Origin of the sequence: Streptococcus oralis, assembly GCF_003943395.1 — a bacterium.
In the GTDB taxonomy this organism is placed as follows: Bacteria; Bacillota; Bacilli; order Lactobacillales; family Streptococcaceae; genus Streptococcus; species Streptococcus oralis_BF.
Genome location: NZ_RJPJ01000001.1, coordinates 124,861 through 141,723 on the forward strand (window position 1 = coordinate 124,861; position 16,863 = coordinate 141,723).

General features: G+C 41.0%; 19 protein-coding genes. 7 read left to right on the plus strand and 12 right to left on the minus strand.

Annotated elements, in window-relative coordinates; all coding sequences use genetic code 11:
• Positions 1-127: 127 nt before the first annotated feature.
• The 4 genes from uvrB to D8802_RS00660 all read left to right on the plus strand — a co-directional run bounded on the left by uvrB (position 128) and on the right by D8802_RS00660 (position 3,800).
• Entirely contained in the window at positions 128-2,116 is a 1,989-nt protein-coding gene (gene uvrB, locus D8802_RS00645; RefSeq protein WP_125394394.1) for an excinuclease ABC subunit UvrB, read from the plus strand.
• Between the two features lie 14 nt (positions 2,117-2,130).
• Positions 2,131-2,757: an NAD(P)H-dependent oxidoreductase gene (locus D8802_RS00650; protein ID WP_125394395.1), complete on the plus strand. Its 627-nt coding sequence runs from the start codon at positions 2,131-2,133 to the stop codon at positions 2,755-2,757.
• Positions 2,758-2,771: 14 nt separating this feature from the next.
• Complete coding sequence (locus D8802_RS00655) at positions 2,772-3,260, plus strand: GNAT family N-acetyltransferase (RefSeq protein WP_125394396.1); 489 nt, start codon at positions 2,772-2,774, stop codon at positions 3,258-3,260.
• Between the two features lie 72 nt (positions 3,261-3,332).
• A complete protein-coding gene (locus D8802_RS00660) occupies positions 3,333-3,800 on the plus strand; it encodes an 8-oxo-dGTP diphosphatase (RefSeq protein WP_125394397.1) in 468 nt (155 codons plus the stop codon).
• On the opposite strand, the gene D8802_RS00665 is transcribed toward D8802_RS00660, so the two are convergent.
• The 5 genes from D8802_RS00665 to coaB all read right to left on the minus strand — a co-directional run bounded on the left by D8802_RS00665 (position 3,797) and on the right by coaB (position 6,893).
• Positions 3,797-4,312, minus strand: coding sequence for a transcription repressor NadR (locus D8802_RS00665; protein WP_125394398.1), 516 nt, complete (start codon positions 4,310-4,312; stop codon positions 3,797-3,799). The genes D8802_RS00660 and D8802_RS00665 overlap by 4 nt on opposite strands.
• A gap of 11 nt (positions 4,313-4,323) precedes the next feature.
• Complete coding sequence (locus tag D8802_RS00670; protein WP_125394399.1) at positions 4,324-4,851, minus strand: ECF transporter S component; 528 nt, start codon at positions 4,849-4,851, stop codon at positions 4,324-4,326.
• A 242-nt stretch (positions 4,852-5,093) separates the two neighbouring features.
• Positions 5,094-5,657 (minus strand): ECF transporter S component, encoded by a 564-nt coding sequence (locus D8802_RS00675; protein ID WP_125394400.1) that lies wholly within the window; start codon positions 5,655-5,657, stop codon positions 5,094-5,096.
• Complete coding sequence (gene coaC / locus D8802_RS00680) at positions 5,641-6,192, minus strand: phosphopantothenoylcysteine decarboxylase (RefSeq protein ID WP_125394401.1); 552 nt, start codon at positions 6,190-6,192, stop codon at positions 5,641-5,643. The genes D8802_RS00675 and coaC overlap by 17 nt, the downstream gene beginning before the upstream one ends.
• 11 nt (positions 6,193-6,203) lie before the next feature.
• Positions 6,204-6,893, minus strand: coding sequence for a phosphopantothenate--cysteine ligase (gene coaB, locus D8802_RS00685; RefSeq protein ID WP_125394402.1), 690 nt, complete (start codon positions 6,891-6,893; stop codon positions 6,204-6,206).
• 231 nt (positions 6,894-7,124) lie between these two features.
• Between coaB and D8802_RS00690 the strand changes: the two genes are divergently transcribed.
• The 3 genes from D8802_RS00690 to radC all read left to right on the plus strand — a co-directional run bounded on the left by D8802_RS00690 (position 7,125) and on the right by radC (position 11,994).
• Positions 7,125-8,795 carry a formate--tetrahydrofolate ligase gene (locus D8802_RS00690; protein WP_125394403.1) on the plus strand — a complete coding sequence of 557 codons (1,671 nt, stop codon included), beginning with the start codon at positions 7,125-7,127 and terminating at the stop codon, positions 8,793-8,795.
• Between the two features lie 184 nt (positions 8,796-8,979).
• Positions 8,980-11,271 carry a DNA helicase PcrA gene (pcrA, locus tag D8802_RS00695; RefSeq protein WP_125394404.1) on the plus strand — a complete coding sequence of 764 codons (2,292 nt, stop codon included), beginning with the start codon at positions 8,980-8,982 and terminating at the stop codon, positions 11,269-11,271.
• A 42-nt stretch (positions 11,272-11,313) separates the two neighbouring features.
• Complete coding sequence (gene radC, locus D8802_RS00700; protein WP_125394405.1) at positions 11,314-11,994, plus strand: RadC family protein; 681 nt, start codon at positions 11,314-11,316, stop codon at positions 11,992-11,994.
• On the opposite strand, the gene D8802_RS00705 is transcribed toward radC, so the two are convergent.
• The 7 genes from D8802_RS00705 to D8802_RS00735 all read right to left on the minus strand — a co-directional run bounded on the left by D8802_RS00705 (position 11,991) and on the right by D8802_RS00735 (position 16,759).
• On the minus strand, positions 11,991-12,680 hold the full coding sequence (locus D8802_RS00705) for a gamma-glutamyl-gamma-aminobutyrate hydrolase family protein (protein ID WP_125394406.1): 690 nt from the start codon (positions 12,678-12,680) through the stop codon (positions 11,991-11,993). The genes radC and D8802_RS00705 overlap by 4 nt on opposite strands.
• A 15-nt stretch (positions 12,681-12,695) precedes the next feature.
• Positions 12,696-13,337: a redox-sensing transcriptional repressor Rex gene (locus D8802_RS00710; protein ID WP_000653411.1), complete on the minus strand. Its 642-nt coding sequence runs from the start codon at positions 13,335-13,337 to the stop codon at positions 12,696-12,698.
• An 88-nt stretch (positions 13,338-13,425) separates the two neighbouring features.
• Entirely contained in the window at positions 13,426-13,635 is a 210-nt protein-coding gene (locus D8802_RS00715; protein WP_125394407.1) for a DUF4649 family protein, read from the minus strand.
• A gap of 6 nt (positions 13,636-13,641) precedes the next feature.
• Positions 13,642-13,989 carry a DUF1831 domain-containing protein gene (locus tag D8802_RS00720; protein WP_125394408.1) on the minus strand — a complete coding sequence of 116 codons (348 nt, stop codon included), beginning with the start codon at positions 13,987-13,989 and terminating at the stop codon, positions 13,642-13,644.
• Positions 13,990-13,993: 4 nt separating this feature from the next.
• Positions 13,994-15,109 carry a cysteine desulfurase family protein gene (locus tag D8802_RS00725; protein WP_125394409.1) on the minus strand — a complete coding sequence of 372 codons (1,116 nt, stop codon included), beginning with the start codon at positions 15,107-15,109 and terminating at the stop codon, positions 13,994-13,996.
• Positions 15,110-15,118: 9 nt separating this feature from the next.
• Positions 15,119-16,078, minus strand: a complete 960-nt coding sequence (locus D8802_RS00730; RefSeq protein ID WP_001283842.1) for a ribose-phosphate diphosphokinase — start codon at positions 16,076-16,078, stop codon at positions 15,119-15,121.
• Positions 16,079-16,189: 111 nt separating this feature from the next.
• Positions 16,190-16,759 (minus strand): CYTH domain-containing protein, encoded by a 570-nt coding sequence (locus D8802_RS00735; protein ID WP_125394410.1) that lies wholly within the window; start codon positions 16,757-16,759, stop codon positions 16,190-16,192.
• Positions 16,760-16,863 lie beyond the last annotated feature (104 nt).

Sequence of the window (16,863 nt, forward strand, 5' to 3'; positions counted from 1 at the left end):
AGGCAAATTTTAACGATTTTTATGTAAGAAGATGTGACATAAGAGTGTGGATTTGTCAAATCAAGAGATAAAGAATCCAGTGGAATTTATGGTAAAATAGAAGAAATAAAAGGCATGCGAGGCAATTATGATCAATCGGACTACAGACAATCAATTTAAACTAGTATCAAAATACCAACCTTCAGGAGATCAACCACAAGCAATCGAGCAGTTGGTTGATAATATCGAGGGTGGAGAGAAGGCTCAGATTCTGATGGGGGCGACGGGTACAGGGAAGACCTATACCATGAGTCAGGTCATTTCCAAAGTCAATAAGCCAACTTTGGTCATTGCGCATAACAAAACCCTAGCTGGTCAGCTCTATGGAGAATTTAAGGAATTTTTCCCTGAAAATGCAGTTGAGTACTTTGTGTCTTATTATGATTATTATCAACCCGAGGCCTATGTGCCTTCTAGCGATACCTATATTGAAAAGGACAGCTCTGTTAATGACGAGATTGACAAGCTCCGTCACTCAGCGACTTCAGCCCTTCTGGAGCGTAACGATGTCATCGTTGTGGCTTCTGTCTCTTGTATCTATGGTTTGGGTTCGCCAAAGGAATACGCTGATAGTGTCGTTAGTCTTCGTCCAGGTCTTGAGATTTCTCGTGATAAACTCTTGAATGACTTGGTCGATATACAGTTTGAACGCAATGATATTGATTTCCAACGGGGAAGATTTCGCGTTCGCGGGGATGTGGTGGAGATTTTCCCAGCTTCCCGAGATGAACACGCTTTTCGAGTAGAGTTTTTTGGGGATGAGATTGACCGTATCCGTGAGGTTGAGGCTTTGACAGGTCAGGTATTGGGAGAAGTAGATCATTTGGCTATTTTCCCAGCTACTCACTTTGTGACCAATGACGATTACATGGAAGTTGCGATTGCCAAGATTCAAGCAGAGTTGGAGGAGCAGTTAGCTGTCTTTGAGAAGGAAGGTAAACTGCTAGAAGCCCAGCGTTTGAAACAGCGGACAGAGTATGATATTGAGATGCTACGTGAGATGGGTTATACAAATGGGGTTGAGAACTACTCTCGCCACATGGATGGTCGTAGCGAAGGAGAGCCTCCTTATACGCTTCTCGACTTCTTCCCAGATGATTTCTTGATCATGATTGATGAAAGCCACATGACCATGGGGCAGATCAAGGGCATGTACAATGGAGACCGGTCGCGTAAGGAAATGCTGGTTAATTATGGTTTCCGTTTGCCGTCTGCCTTAGACAATCGTCCTCTCCGTCGGGAGGAGTTTGAGAGTCATGTGCATCAGATTGTTTACGTTTCAGCAACACCAGGCGATTATGAAAATGAACAGACCGAGACAGTGATCGAGCAAATTATTCGTCCGACAGGGCTTCTAGACCCAGAGGTGGAAGTCCGTCCGACTATGGGACAGATTGATGACCTCTTAGGTGAAATCAATGCCCGTGTTGAAAAAAATGAGCGAACCTTTATCACAACCTTGACCAAGAAAATGGCAGAAGACTTGACTGACTACTTCAAGGAAATGGGGATCAAAGTCAAGTACATGCACTCAGATATCAAGACCTTGGAGCGGACAGAGATTATCCGTGACCTACGCTTGGGTGTTTTTGATGTCTTGGTCGGAATCAACCTGCTCCGTGAAGGGATTGACGTGCCTGAAGTAAGTTTGGTTGCTATTCTAGATGCTGATAAGGAAGGTTTCCTTCGTAACGAACGTGGCCTGATTCAGACCATCGGCCGGGCAGCCCGCAACAGCGAGGGGCATGTTATCATGTATGCGGACACCATGACCCAGTCCATGCAGCGCGCTATTGATGAAACAGCCCGCCGTCGGAAAATTCAGATGGCTTATAATGAAGAACATGGTATTGTACCTCAGACAATTAAGAAAGAAATCCGTGACCTGATTGCTGTAACCAAGGCAGTTGCTAAGGAAGAGGACAAGGTAGTCGATATCAATAGCCTCAACAAACAAGAACGCAAAGAACTTGTCAAGAAACTAGAAAAACAAATGCAAGAAGCCGTCGAAGTGCTTGACTTTGAACTAGCAGCTCAGATTCGAGATATGATACTGGAAGTCAAGGCGTTGGATTAGGTAGGAGAGAATGAATGAAAGTTTTAGTCATCAATGGACATCCTGACAAAGAAAGTTTCTGTCAAGAAATTTTTCAAACGATTGTAGAAAGTATTGACTCAAATCACCATAAGCTTGAAGCGATTAACTTAAATGAGATAGATTTTGATCCTGTATTACGTTATGGTTATCGAAAACGCATGGAAGAGGACTCTTTCATACTTCGCTCTCAGGAATTAATCCAGTGGGCAGATCATTTCATTTTTGTTTATCCAATTTGGTGGAGTAGTATGCCTAGTCTATTGAAAGGTTGGATTGACCGTGTTTTTACACCAGGAATTGCATACTCTGCCAATAATCAAGGAAGTTTTATTTGGAACTACTTAAGAGGTCAGCAGTTTAAAAAGTTACTAAAAGGAAAAACTGCTAGTATTTACGCAACATCCATGGCACCAACATGGTGGTACAAAGTATTTTCAGGTCCTATCAACATTCCAGACAGTTATGGAATATCAGTATTAAAGAATGCTGTCCTGAATCACTGTGGCATAAAAACAAAGAGGGTTTCAATCTTAGGAGAGTTAGGACGTGAAGTGAATACAAGTTCAACAAGAGAAAAATTTCTACAAAAAGTAGCAAAGGAAGTTAGACTGTTGGATTAAGGAGGAGAGAATAAATGACGGTTATTATCAAATCAATGGAAACTCCTGAAGAGATAGAAGGTAAATCCCTCGTTCACTGGCAAACTTGGAGAGAGGATTATGACCACCTTTTGCCTACAGAATTTCAGGAGACGATGACATTAGAAAGATGTCGATTCTTTAGTCAAAGGTATCCAGAAAATACATTGATTGCGATAGATGGCAAGAAGGTAGTTGGTTTTATCAGTTATGGAAACTTTCGTGATGAGACTATTCAAGCTGGTGAAATTATTGCTTTATATATTTTAAAAGACTATTATGGAAAAGGTATCGCACAAAAGTTAGTGAAAGCAGCTTTGAATGCTCTTGATCATTTTTCTGAAATTTTCTTATGGGTATTGAAAGATAATAAGCGTGCCATTGCTTTCTATCAAAAAATGGGTTTCACTTTTGATGGACAAGAAAAGATGCTTGACCTTGGAAAACCTATAAAGGAAAAACGGATGGTATTCTATTCTAAATAATTTTAAAAAGTAGAAGCTAATGACTCTGGTACCAAGTCTGAAAATTTAATAAATTAGAAAGTGAGTAAATTTATGTCCCGTTCCCAATTAACGATTTTAACAAACATTTGTCTGATTGAAGACCTCGAAACTCAGCACGTGGTTATGCAGTATCGCTCTCCTGAAGAGAATCGCTGGTCTGGTTATGCCTTTCCTGGAGGTCATGTAGAAAGTGGCGAGGCTTTCGCAGAGTCAGTTATCCGAGAAATATACGAAGAAACTGGCCTGACGATTCAGAATCCTCAACTAGTCGGTATCAAAAATTGGCCATTAGATAAAGGTGGACGCTACATCGTCTTTTGTTATAAGGCGACAGAGTTCTTTGGCACCCTTCGCTCTTCAGATGAAGGAGAAGTTTCTTGGGTGCAAAAAGACCAGATTCCAAACTTGGATCTGGCCTATGATATGTTACCCTTGATGGAAATGATGGAATCACCTGACAAGTCAGAGTTTTTCTATCGTCACCGTACAGAGGACGGCTGGGAGAAAGAAATTTTCTAGTCTTTTACTAAATAACCTAACTGATCCAAGGCCTCCTCGATATAGTGGAGGTCTTGTTGTGTCTCGGCTTCAACAAGGTGGTAATGGATACCGTCTGTCAACTCGGAAAGGGGTCTAAAGTCTGAATTCTCGACTTGTTCCAGAAAGTGCTGGACATCTCGGCGACAGGTGAGTTTGAGCAGAGTTTCAATTTCACCATAAACGGGATGATCAATTAAGATATTTTGAACGCGTCCGCCATTATCTACTATAGCCAAAAGTTCCTGACCAATTTCTTCCAGTTCATGTTTCACTTTAAAGAGTTTGTGGACGTAGGGGTTGACATCATTTTCTTTGTAGATATAACCACGATTGGTTGACAAGATAGGAGCGCCATCGGCTCGCAAGATGGCAATGTCTTGGACGATGATTTGGCGTGTGACATGAAAGTGTTCAGCCAAGGTTTGACCATTGAGAGCTTTTGGCGCCTCTTTTAAAAGTTTGAGAAGAGCTTGTTTGCGATCTTTTGTCATAGCTTTTCCTTTTAGCGACGTTTTCGAAGCACTTTATAGACAGCTAGTGCTAATGTATAGTCTACCATACTATGGACAATTGTGCCAAAACCAACTAGGACGAAGAGAACATAAAACATATTTTCAACGTTTGTCCCTGAAGTAGCATAGAAGATGATACAAGCCAGTACTTCAGCAATAGCGTGAACAACACCCAAAACAAAGTTAAAAATCCAAGATGCCTTTGGTTTATCCAAGGTTTCAGGGAATTTTTTCAAGTAAAATGCTCCCAAAATACCAAAAACGATGTGAGAAAAGGCGCGCAGGACGATAACCATGGGATAGCCTGCCATCAGGAAGCCGAGACTAGAAGCGATGATCACAAAACCAGCCATCAAAGGTGATAGGAACATGGCGATAAAGATGGCGATATGGCTTCCTAAAGTGTAAGAAGCTGGTGGGATGACGATTTTAAAAGGCATAATGATTGGAATCAAAATCGCGATTGCTGTGAGTAGGGCAGTCATGGTCATAAACTGCGTTTTTTTCCGTATATCCATAAGAACCTCCATTTAACTGTATATACACAAGTATAGTACAATAAATAGATAGACATGTCAAGAATATATTTTGATTTTATTGAAAATTTTCAAAAGTATAGATGGTAGATTCAAAGGATTTTCATATATTTTCAAAATTTTGAACGAATGACTCCTTGGTAAATGACCATTTATGAATAGAAGATGAGCCTTTACTAGTGAAAACTAAAACTCCACCTTCAAGGCTGAAAGTGGAGTTATGCTTATTTCTTCAAGGTTTGTAGGCGTGGGACAATTGCTGCTGTTAGAACTGCAGAGATGACGAGTTCAGCAATTGAGTTTGTAGAGATAACAGTTGCTAGGAGTTTTTGGATATTTCCATTGAAGACATTTCCAAAAAGAAAGAAGATTCCCCCAAGTACAAAAACTGTATTTGTAAGTGAACCGAGAGCACCAGCAATGATGAGACCCGTTCTGTTTTTCAATAATTTATAAACTAGGTAAGGAGTCAGACCAATCAAAATGCGAGGTAGGATGGCGATCATTGCGGAATAGATGTTTCCGTTTGGTACAAAAGGTGAAAATAGGTAGCTGGTTGGAAGGATGGTAATCGTGTTTACCGTTAAGCTCAATAGTCCCATAAGAAAACCAAGTGTAACTCCAACTCGAGGACCATAGATGATACTAGCAATGATTACCGGAATATGAACGATGGTTGGTTTGATTGGAAATGGGAAAAGATTAAACAGGATTGAACTTAAAAAGTGGATAACGAGCATAGTTGCAAAAAAGATTGCAATGGGTGCAATATTAGAGCGTTTTTTCATCGAGAGATTCCTTTATTCTTTCTAAAATAGTATTCAGGTCAGCTAAGGCGCCTTTGCCATGATCGCCACAGGCTAGTAGAGATTCCTTTGGAGAGATAATCTGATAACCATAGGTCTTTAATGTTTTTAGATTAGCCTGAGTTGCCGGATGGTCATACATTTTTGTGTTCATGGCTGGTGCGACTAACTTTTTTACGTGGTCTGGTAAGGCAAGAGCTGTACTCGTAACCATGTTATCCGCAAAACCATGTGCTAGTTTGGCAATGGTGTTAGCTGTAGCAGGGACTACGATAAAAAGATCGGCTTCCTTTCCGCGTTCGATATGATTGACTTGATCAGGATAGGGTTCCTGCATGACATCAAGGTGGACTGGATTCTGTGAGAGCACCTGTAGTGTCAAAGGCTGGATAAACTCTCTCGCCGCCTCAGTCATTAAGACAGTGACATCGTGGCCTTGTTTTTTTAAAGAACTGACGAGATCAGATGATTTATAGGAGGCGATGGAACCTGTCACTGCGATCAGAATGTTTGCCATTTCTTTCCTTTCTATGAATCGTATGCTTGAATTTTTTCAAGGAGGAGGGTTGCAATTTCTTCCTTGGTTCGCGCTGTTTGAAGATGATCTTGCTCAACAAAATAGGCTAGGTGTTGCTTCTCTGAAATGTGTCTAAGATCGTTGGCAATAATTAAGTCTGCTTTGTTTTTTATCAAACTAGCTTGGGCAACTTCTATAAGATGGTCTTCGCTAACATTGACCAACAGTTTAAAACCAATCAGATGAATAGCAGGGTTCCATTCCTTAACTAAGGAAATGATTTTTGGTGTTTTTTTCAAGAATAAAACCTGAACCTCATCATTCGATGAAATTTTAGCCTCTTTATTTTCTTTTCTTAAAAATTCTTCTAAATCAGAACTAGCCTGAACCTCCTCTAAACCAGTCATGTAAACAGGAGTGTAGTCCGACACGGCCATTGAATGAATTAGAACTTGATAATGTTGAACGCGTTCTTTCATTTCTAATAGAAGGTCATGGGTATTTTTAATTTCCCGAATAGTTAAATAGGGATGAAAATCTGGCTTCAGAGCTCTGTGAGTAGTGATAAGACAAACCTCGTGCCCTGCAGCAAGTAAGATTTCAGTGATGATTTTCCCCAAGCGACCCGTTGAATGGTTAGTGATAGAGCGGACGCTATCGATTGCTTCACTTGTACCGCCTGACGTAACTAAAATTTTCATAGGATTATTGTACAAAAAAAAGAAATGCAAGTCAAAGAAAGCGTTTGTTATTTTATCTAATTTTCCAGCAAGATTATAGTTTTTGGCTATAAAAACTTATAAAAAGTAAAAAAGATGACTAAAATCAGCCTTAAAACTTGATGTTTATAAACTTTAGCAAGCTTTTTGTCTGTGAAAAATCTTTTTTTGTGTTATAATGAATTATCACATTAGAGGTTAGAGGAGTTTTGAATGAAAACAGATATTGAAATCGCACAGAGTATTGAGTTAAAGCCAATCGTGGATGTTTTAGAGAAACTGGGTATTTTTTACGATGATTTGGAATTGTATGGAAAGTACAAGGCTAAGCTCAGCTTTGATAAAATTCGTGCAGTTGAGAGCAATCCAGTTGGGAAATTGATTTTGGTAACTGCCATCAACCCAACGCCTGCAGGTGAAGGGAAGTCAACCATTACCATTGGTCTTGCAGACGCCTTGAATAAAATTGGTAAGAAAACGATGATTGCTATCCGCGAACCGTCTCTTGGTCCAGTAATGGGGATCAAAGGTGGTGCTGCTGGTGGTGGTTATGCCCAAGTTCTTCCAATGGAAGACATTAACCTCCACTTTACCGGGGATATGCATGCCATTACAACTGCCAACAATGCCCTTTCTGCTTTGATTGACAATCACTTGCACCAAGGGAATGAGCTGGGAATCGACCAACGTCGCATTCTCTGGAAACGTGTCGTGGACTTGAACGACCGTGCCCTTCGTCATGTTACCGTTGGACTTGGTGGCCCTCTAAATGGTATTCCACGCGAGGATGGTTTTGACATTACCGTTGCTTCCGAAATTATGGCGATTCTTTGCTTGGCGACTGATATTGAAGATTTGAAACGTCGTTTGGCTAATATTGTAATCGGTTATCGCTATGACCGTACGCCTGTTTCTGTAGGTGATTTACAAGTTGAAGGTGCCTTGGCTTTGATTTTGAAGGATGCTATTAAGCCGAACTTGGTTCAGACAATTTACGGTACACCTGCCTTTGTACACGGTGGTCCATTTGCCAATATTGCTCATGGGTGTAACTCTGTCTTGGCAACAAGCACAGCCCTTCGCTTGGCGGACTATACAGTTACGGAAGCTGGTTTTGGTGCGGATCTTGGCGCTGAAAAATTCCTTGATATCAAGACGCCAAACTTGCCAACATCTCCAGATGCAGTTGTCATCGTCGCAACCCTTCGTGCCCTTAAGATGAATGGTGGTGTAGCTAAGGATGCTTTGACGGAGGAAAATGTGGAAGCTGTTCGCGCAGGTTTTGCTAACTTGAAACGCCACGTTGAGAACATCCGTAAGTTTGGTATTCCAGCAGTTGTGGCTATCAATGAATTTGTCACTGATACAGAAGCAGAAATCGCAGCTTTGAAAGAACTTTGTGCCTCAATCGATGTTCCAGTTGAGTTGGCTAGTGTCTGGGCTGATGGTGCGGAAGGTGGCGTAGCGCTTGCCGAAACACTTGTCAAGACAATCTCAGAAAATCCTGCTAACTACACTCGTCTTTATGACAATGACCTTTCTGTTCAAGAAAAGATTGAAAAGATTGTCACTGAAATCTATCGCGGTAGCAAAGTGAACTTTGAGAAGAAAGCTCAAACGCAAATCGTTCAGATTGTTCAGAATGGATGGGACAAATTGCCAATCTGTATGGCTAAAACTCAGTACAGTTTTTCTGACAATCCAAATGCACTTGGAGCACCAGAAAACTTTGAAATTACCATTCGTGAATTGGTACCAAAATTAGGGGCTGGCTTTATCGTTGCCCTAACTGGTGATGTTATGACCATGCCAGGACTTCCAAAACGACCAGCAGCTCTCAACATGGATGTTGAAAGCGATGGAACCGTCCTAGGTTTGTTCTAATATATTGCAATTGATTTCAAATGAGTTTGGAAATACTATCCAAGCTCATTTTTTTATCTAGATCAAAGGAGTTGTCTTCAGTTGATGAGAAAGTCGCTTTCTAGACGTAACTAGTCTAGGTAAAGATATTTTCCCTAATTTCTGATATAATAGAAATATTGACTTCAAGAGTAAGGAAGAGAAAATGAACGCATTATTGAATGGAATGAATGACCGTCAGGCTGAGGCGGTGCAAACGACCGAAGGTCCCTTGTTGATCATGGCGGGGGCTGGTTCTGGAAAGACCCGAGTTTTGACCCACCGTATCGCCTACTTGATTGATGAAAAGATGGTCAATCCTTGGAATATCTTGGCCATTACCTTTACCAACAAGGCTGCGCGTGAGATGAAGGAGCGTGCTTATGGGCTCAATCCAGCAACTCAGGACTGTCTGATTGCGACCTTTCACTCCATGTGTGTTCGTATTTTGCGTCGTGATGCGGATCATATTGGCTACAATCGGAACTTCACCATTGTAGATCCTGGTGAGCAGCGAACACTTATGAAGCGCATTCTCAAGCAATTAAACTTGGATCCTAAAAAATGGAATGAACGGACTATTTTGGGGACTATTTCCAATGCTAAGAATGACCTGATTGATGATGTGGCTTATGCTGCTCAAGCTGGTGACATGTACACGCAAATCGTAGCCCAGTGTTATACAGCCTATCAAAAAGAGCTTCGTCAGTCTGAGTCTGTTGACTTTGATGATTTGATTATGCTGACCCTGCGTCTCTTTGATCAGACCCCTGACGTCTTGACCTACTACCAGCAGAAGTTCCAGTACATCCACGTTGATGAGTACCAAGATACAAACCATGCCCAGTACCAACTGGTCAAACTCTTAGCTTCACGCTTTAAAAACATCTGCGTGGTTGGGGATGCGGATCAGTCCATCTATGGTTGGCGTGGGGCTGATATGCAGAATATCTTGGATTTTGAGAAAGATTATCCTCAAGCCAAGGTCGTTTTGTTAGAAGAAAATTATCGTTCTACTAAAACCATTCTTCAAGCAGCCAACGACGTCATCAAAAACAATAAAAACCGTCGTCCTAAGAATATCTGGACTCAGAATGCCGGTGGGGAGCAGATTATTTACTATCGTGCAAATGACGAACAGGATGAGGCTGTTTTTGTAGCCAAAACCATCGATGAACTTAGTCGCACTCAAAACTTCCTCCACAAGGATTTTGCAGTTCTTTATCGGACTAACGCCCAGTCTCGTACTATTGAGGAAGCCCTGCTCAAGTCTAACATTCCTTATACTATGGTCGGTGGGACTAAGTTCTACAGCCGTAAGGAAATCCGCGATATTATCGCTTATATCAACCTCATTGCTAATTTGAGTGACAATATCAGTTTTGAGCGTATTATCAACGAGCCTAAACGTGGAATTGGCCCAGGAACCGTTGAGAAAATTCGCGACTTTGCGAATATGCAAGACATGTCCATGCTGGATGCTTCAGCTAATATCATGCTATCTGGCATCAAAGGAAAAGCAGCCCAATCTATCTGGGATTTTGCAAATATGATTCTGGATTTGCGCGAGCAACTGGACCAGTTAACCATTACAGAGTTAGTTGAGGCTGTTTTAGAAAAAACAGGTTATATCGATATTCTCAATGCCCAAGCGACCTTGGAAAGCAAGGCTCGGGTTGAAAATATCGAGGAATTCCTTTCTGTTACCAAGAACTTTGACGACAATCCTGATAGTCAAGAAGAGGAAACAGGTTTAGATAAACTCAGTCGTTTCTTGAATGACCTTGCCTTGATTGCAGATACAGATTCAGGCAGTCAGGAGACATCAGAAGTGACCCTGATGACCTTGCACGCTGCCAAGGGACTCGAGTTCCCAGTTGTCTTTATCATTGGGATGGAGGAAAATGTCTTTCCGCTTAGTCGCGCAGCTGAAGATCCTGATGAGCTAGAAGAAGAACGCCGTTTGGCCTATGTCGGTATCACACGTGCAGAAAAGATTCTCTATCTGACCAATGCCAACTCACGCTTGCTTTTTGGACGTACCAACTACAATCGTCCGACCCGTTTTATCAATGAAATTAGTTCGGACTTGCTTGAGTATCAAGGTTTGGCTCGTCCAGCTAATACCAGCTTCAAGGCATCTTATAGCAGTGGTGGGATTGCTTTCGGTCAAGGAATGAGTTTGGCTCAGGCTCTTCAAGAACGGAAACGCAATGCTGCACCAAGTTCTATCCAGTCAAGTGGTCTTCCATTTGGACAATTTGCAGCAGGAAATAAAAAAGATTCAAGCAATACAAACTGGTCTATTGGGGACATTGCTCTCCACAAGAAGTGGGGTGAAGGTACAGTCCTTGAAGTTTCAGGTAGTGGCGCTACTCAGGAACTAAAAATCAATTTCCCAGAGGTAGGACTGAAAAAACTCCTAGCCAGCGTAGCCCCAATTGAGAAAAAAATCTAATTTTTCATCCTTCTCACGAATAATAAAGTGAGGAGGATTTTTATGTATAGTATTTCATTCCAAGAAGATTCACTCTTACCGAGAGAAAGACTGGTTAAAGAAGGAGTAGAGGCTCTGAGCAATCAAGAATTGTTAGCCATTCTGCTCAGAACAGGAACGCGTCAAGCAAACGTTTTTGAAATTGCCCAAAAAGTCTTGAATAGTCTCAACAGCTTAACTGATTTGAAAAAAATGACTCTGCAGGAATTGCAAAGTCTGTCTGGTATTGGACGTATTAAAGCCATTGAACTACAAGCGGTGATTGAACTGGGACATCGCATTCACAAACATGAAACCCTTGAGATGGAAAGTATTCTCAGCAGTCAAAAGCTAGCCAAGAAAATGCAACAGGAACTTGGCGACAAAAAACAAGAGCACCTAGTGGCGCTCTATCTCAATACTCAAAATCAAATCATTCATCAGCAGACCATTTTTATCGGATCTGCGACACGCAGCATTGCTGAACCGCGGGAAATCCTTCACTATGCTTTGAAGCATATGGCTACCTCAGTGATTCTGGTTCACAATCATCCATCTGGTGCTGCATCTCCTAGTCGAAATGACGACCATGTCACTAAGCTAGTCAAGGAAGCCTGTGAACTGATGGGAATTGTTTTCTTGGACCATCTGATTGTCTCTCACTCTGATTACTTTAGTTACCGTGAAAAGACGGATTTGATTTAGAGTTCGTTAACAACATAGTCAAACAATGTTTTATCTTTGGGGCGATTTTCAAAGAGAAATTCAGGATGCCATTGAACACCAAGATAAGGAAAGCCGTCCGTAGTTGTCACAGCCTCAATGATTCCATCTTTAGGATCATGTGCTACAACCTTAAGATTAGGAGCTAGATCTTTAATACTCTGGTGGTGGAAGGAGTTGATGTGAGAGATTTCTCCGTAGATTTCTCTGAGGATGGTATCTGGTTCAGTAGCGAGGCGCTGGGTAGTGTATTCGGCTGAACAGTCCTGCCAATGATCCTCGATATCTTGGTGAAGCGTACCTCCCATAGCGACGTTGAAGAGCTGGGTACCCCGACAAACAGAGAAAATTGGTTTCTTCTGCTTGATGGCTTCTCTGATAAGGGCTAATTCAAATTCATCTCTTTGAAGATGGTAGTCATCGCTGTCAATGGTTTTAGGTTCACCATAGAATTTTGGATCAACATTTTGCCCACCTGTTAGGATGAGTTTGTCAATCATAGCGACGTAATAGCTTGCCATTTCTTGATCACCAATCGGAAGGATGATGGGAATTCCGCCAGCGTCCTTGACTCCTTCAACAAAGCCTTTTGCCGCATAGCTCATCATGACATCATCATCTGGATGAGCTTTTTCATTTCCTGTAATCCCAATAACTGGTTTTTTCATAAATGCTTTCGCTTTCTAATCCTCTTTACGCATAAAATAGAGGAGGGTTTGGAGTTCGCTTGTCAAATCAACATACTGAACGACTACATCTTTTGGAAGGTGAAGGTGAACAGGGGAAAAGCTGAGAATACCTTTTATACCCGCATCGACCAAAAGATTGGCAACTTCTTGTGATTTAACACTTGGAACAGTTAGGATAGCAGTTTTGATATCTGCTTCTTTGATCTTTTCTTTAATCTGAGAGATGCCATAGATTGGAATCCCGTCAGGTGTCTGGGTGCCAACTTCTGGATGGTCATCTAGGTCAAAGGCCATAATAATCTTCATCTTGTTGCGCTCATGGAAGCGGTAGTGGAGAAGGGCATGCCCCATATTTCCAATCCCAACCAACATAACATTAGTAATCGAGTTATCATTTAGGAGATCAGCAAAAAAATTCATCAATTTTTTGACATCATAACCAAATCCACGACGACCTAGTTCACCAAAATAGGAAAAATCTCGCCGAACGGTCGCAGAATCAATACCAATAGCCTCTGCAATTTGTTTGGAGTTGGCACGTTCGATTTTCTCGGCATGAAATCTCTTGAAAATTCGATAGTAAAGAGAGAGTCTTTTTGCTGTTGCTTTTGGAATAGCAGACTGTTTATCTTTCACAAAATCACAACCTTTCTATTCTTCTATTTTATAGAAACATTGTGAAAAAATCAACAAAAATAAGAAAAAACTAAGAAATTTCTTAGTTTTAGTCTGAAAAGTTAGATTGTGAAAGAAAACGATAGAGATCTCCGACTAATCCTTGGTAGATAACTTTATCATCAAGGGTTAACGAGGTGACCAGAAATGTATCTGCTAGGGTCACGCATCCTGATAGAGATAGCATGAGCTCATCGTAGTCTGAATATTCAAGTATACGCTCAACTTGGTAACTATCTTGATAAGTAAGTCGATACATAGTAAACTATCTTTCTACTTTAGTGAAAATATCGCGTTCTACAAGACTGTCCATGAGGAAGTAGAATTTTTCTTGGTGGATATGGTGATCTTCTGATTTAAAGATATTGACTAAACGTAGACCAGATTTGTCAGTGATGTTAAGCTTGGCTCCAGTAAGTTCTTTGTTGATGATAATTTTTAGTAGGAAGCCTTCACCACTATTAGGAACTTTTTCAAGTAGACGAGTCAGTTCGTAGTTTCCGACTTTTGTTTCAAAGAAAGTATTGTCTTTTAGTGTAAACTTTTTTACAGTTGGACTAAGTGTATAGTCGTAGCGGCAGTTTTGTAGTTTAATGGTTTTTTCAAATGCCATTAGATTAATCTCCAATAATATTTTTTAAGGTTTGTGCCAGTTGTTTCAGTTCCTCCTCAGTATTAAGAGGGGACAGACTGATACGGACAGACTCTTTTAAACGATGCGAATCAGGCCCATAAAGAGCTTCGAGGACATGACTGGTCTGCACAATACCAGCAGTACAGGCTGAACCGGTTGAAATTGAGATTCCTTCAAGGTCTAACCGAAGCAAGAGTAAGTCATTTTTTTGACCAGGGAAGCCAATGTTGAAAACATAAGGAAGTTGATGTTTGCTTTCGTTGAGATAGAAGTCGAGTTCCGCAATTTCACCAAGAAAAGCAGTTTTTAATCCCTCTAGTTTTTGATAATGCTCAGCCTGATGATCCAGATCCTCTTTGAGGGCAGCAACCATACCGACGATGGCAGCAAGGTTTTCTGTTCCAGCCCGTTTCTTTTGTTCTTGGTCCCCACCGTGAAGGTAGGAATCAAAGTCCGCGGAAGAAGCATAAAGAAAACCGATTCCCTTTGGTCCATGGAATTTGTGGGCAGAAGCACTGAGGAAATCAATTCCTAATTTTTCTGGATGGATAGGGATTTTCCCGATAGCTTGAACAGCATCAACATGATAAGCAGCAGGATGCTCTTTTAAAATATGTCCAATTTCAGCGATAGGTAAGAGACTACCCGTTTCATTATTGGCATACATAGTTGAAACGAGGATGGTATCGTCACGTAATGCTTCTTGAATTTGCTGCGCAGTGATTTCTTGATTTACTGGTTGGATGATGGTCGCTTCAAAGCCAAAATGTTGCACCAGGTAATCGATAGTTTCAAGCACAGAATGGTGTTCAATAGCTGTCGTGATGATATGTTTTCCACGTTCTTGATGACGGAGACAATAGCCGATAATAGCTGTATTGTTACTTTCTGTACCACCAGACGTGAAAAAGATATGTTGAGGTTTGGTTCCTAGTAAGTGGGCTAAGTCCTGACGCGCTTCACGGAGCAGTTTGCCAGCCTGCCGACCATGACTATGAATACTAGAAGGATTACCATGAGTTTCTTGCATGACCTTGGTCATTTCTGCGATAGCTACTGCTGACATTGGAGTAGTGGCAGCATTGTCCAAATAAATCAAAGAATCACCTTATTCCTTTTTATTATATGCAAAAAGTGGGCTAACTGGTTTTCTTTCGTGGATACGGACGATGGCATCACCAATCAATTCGCTAGCGGTAATGTAGCACACATTTTTCGGAGTTCTTTCTTTGGTTGCTACAGAGTCTGTCACAAGGATTTCTTTGATGTTAGTAGCATCAAGAAGGTCAGCAGCGCCTTCTACAAAGAGACCATGACTGGATACCGCATAGATTTCAGTTGCACCTTCACGCTCAACGATTTTTGCTGCTTCTGAGAAAGTACGGCCAGTGTTTAGGATATCATCAATTAAGATAGCTTTCTTGCCCTCAACATCTCCAATGATATAGCCTTGGCTCCGCTCTGAGTCATCTTGAGCATAGTCGATGATTGCTATTGGTGCATCCAGGTATTCGGCTAAGCTACGAGCGCGCTTGACACCAGAGTTTTTAGGACTAACGACAACCACATCTGATCCCAGCAACCCTTTATCGCTGTAGTGTTTAGCAAAGAGAGGAATTGTATAGAGGTTATCTACTGGAATGTCAAAGAAACCTTGAACCTGAACAGCGTGGAGGTCAAGCGTTAGAACACGACTTACACCAGCCTTGACAAGCATATTGGCAACCAGTTTTGCAGTGAGGGGTTCGCGAGAAGAAGCGATACGATCCTGACGAGCATAACCAAAGTAAGGAAGGACAACGTTGATACTGTGAGCACTTGCACGTACACAAGCATCAACCATGATTAACAGCTCCATCAAGTGGTTGCTAACGGGGTAGCTGGTTGATTGGATGATGTAGACATCATAACCACGAACGCTCTCTTCAATGTTGACTTGGATTTCTCCATCAGAAAATTGGCGAGAAGATAATTTCCCGAGAGGTACCCCAACCGTTTCTGCGATTTTTTGTGCAATTTCATGATTGGAATTAAGTGCAAAAAGTTTCATGTTGTTTCTATCTGACATTATAGACCGTCCTCTGTAAACTTTGTGAATCTCCTTTGAGAAAGTTCTGTTTTTCAAAGGGAGATTCTTTTATTTTTATCTTTTCTATTCTACCAAAAAAAGGAGATTATTTCAGCTTTTTTTCATGCTTTTAATAAAACGAATTAATTTTGAAGGAGCCTTTTGATAAGTGATACTATTTTCTGAAAGAAATTGCTGAAAATCTCGTTTTCCTTTCTCGTGATCAGTGACCTCTAGCTCCAGTTCGTAGTCTGTATGATCAAAGTAGTGACTTTCATCTAGTGCCATTAGACCAATCGACGTTTCCATTTCGTAACGAAGAGTTGAAAGACAACCCAGAACAAACCAGTCTTGGCTTTCAATACCAATCTTAGCAAGTTCCTCTAGAACGAGTCCTTGAGGAAGTATTTGTTTTTCTAGGTAAGATTCAGCCTCTGGAAGAGTTAGTTTCTGGTTGTATTCCATATTTCCTACGGTTTGAGGTACTTTCAAGGTCAACTCTGCCCAATCTGAAAAGGTGCGAATGCGCATGGCAACCTTTTTTTCACGCAATTGAAAATCAGGTGTATCAATGTAGTAGTTTTTCTGAAGGACAGGTTGGATATGGGAAAACTGTTCTTTTAAATGATCGTAATCCTCTTTTTTCAGTAGTGTTTTCAGTTCAATTTCTAAATGTTTCATTTTTCTAACCTTTTTTTTATCTTTGAAAGCGATTTATGGTATAATGGACAATGTATTTATTGTATATGATTGTAGTGAAAAAATCAAAGATTTTCGACAGAGCA

Bases quoted from the DNA above. Each gene is read 5' to 3' on its own strand.
- uvrB (WP_125394394.1), top strand. From the start codon at position 128: ATGATCAATCGGACTACAGACAATCAATTTAAACTAGTATCAAAATAC.
- D8802_RS00650 (WP_125394395.1), top strand. From the start codon at position 2,131: ATGAAAGTTTTAGTCATCAATGGACATCCTGACAAAGAAAGTTTCTGT.
- D8802_RS00655 (WP_125394396.1), top strand. From the start codon at position 2,772: ATGACGGTTATTATCAAATCAATGGAAACTCCTGAAGAGATAGAAGGT.
- D8802_RS00660 (WP_125394397.1), top strand. From the start codon at position 3,333: ATGTCCCGTTCCCAATTAACGATTTTAACAAACATTTGTCTGATTGAA.
- D8802_RS00665 (WP_125394398.1), bottom strand. From the start codon at position 4,312: ATGACAAAAGATCGCAAACAAGCTCTTCTCAAACTTTTAAAAGAGGCG.
- D8802_RS00670 (WP_125394399.1), bottom strand. From the start codon at position 4,851: ATGGATATACGGAAAAAAACGCAGTTTATGACCATGACTGCCCTACTC.
- D8802_RS00675 (WP_125394400.1), bottom strand. From the start codon at position 5,657: ATGAAAAAACGCTCTAATATTGCACCCATTGCAATCTTTTTTGCAACT.
- coaC (WP_125394401.1), bottom strand. From the start codon at position 6,192: ATGGCAAACATTCTGATCGCAGTGACAGGTTCCATCGCCTCCTATAAA.
- coaB (WP_125394402.1), bottom strand. From the start codon at position 6,893: ATGAAAATTTTAGTTACGTCAGGCGGTACAAGTGAAGCAATCGATAGC.
- D8802_RS00690 (WP_125394403.1), top strand. From the start codon at position 7,125: ATGAAAACAGATATTGAAATCGCACAGAGTATTGAGTTAAAGCCAATC.
- pcrA (WP_125394404.1), top strand. From the start codon at position 8,980: ATGAACGCATTATTGAATGGAATGAATGACCGTCAGGCTGAGGCGGTG.
- radC (WP_125394405.1), top strand. From the start codon at position 11,314: ATGTATAGTATTTCATTCCAAGAAGATTCACTCTTACCGAGAGAAAGA.
- D8802_RS00705 (WP_125394406.1), bottom strand. From the start codon at position 12,680: ATGAAAAAACCAGTTATTGGGATTACAGGAAATGAAAAAGCTCATCCA.
- D8802_RS00715 (WP_125394407.1), bottom strand. From the start codon at position 13,635: ATGTATCGACTTACTTATCAAGATAGTTACCAAGTTGAGCGTATACTT.
- D8802_RS00720 (WP_125394408.1), bottom strand. From the start codon at position 13,989: ATGGCATTTGAAAAAACCATTAAACTACAAAACTGCCGCTACGACTAT.
- D8802_RS00730 (WP_001283842.1), bottom strand. From the start codon at position 16,078: ATGTCAGATAGAAACAACATGAAACTTTTTGCACTTAATTCCAATCAT.
- D8802_RS00735 (WP_125394410.1), bottom strand. From the start codon at position 16,759: ATGAAACATTTAGAAATTGAACTGAAAACACTACTGAAAAAAGAGGAT.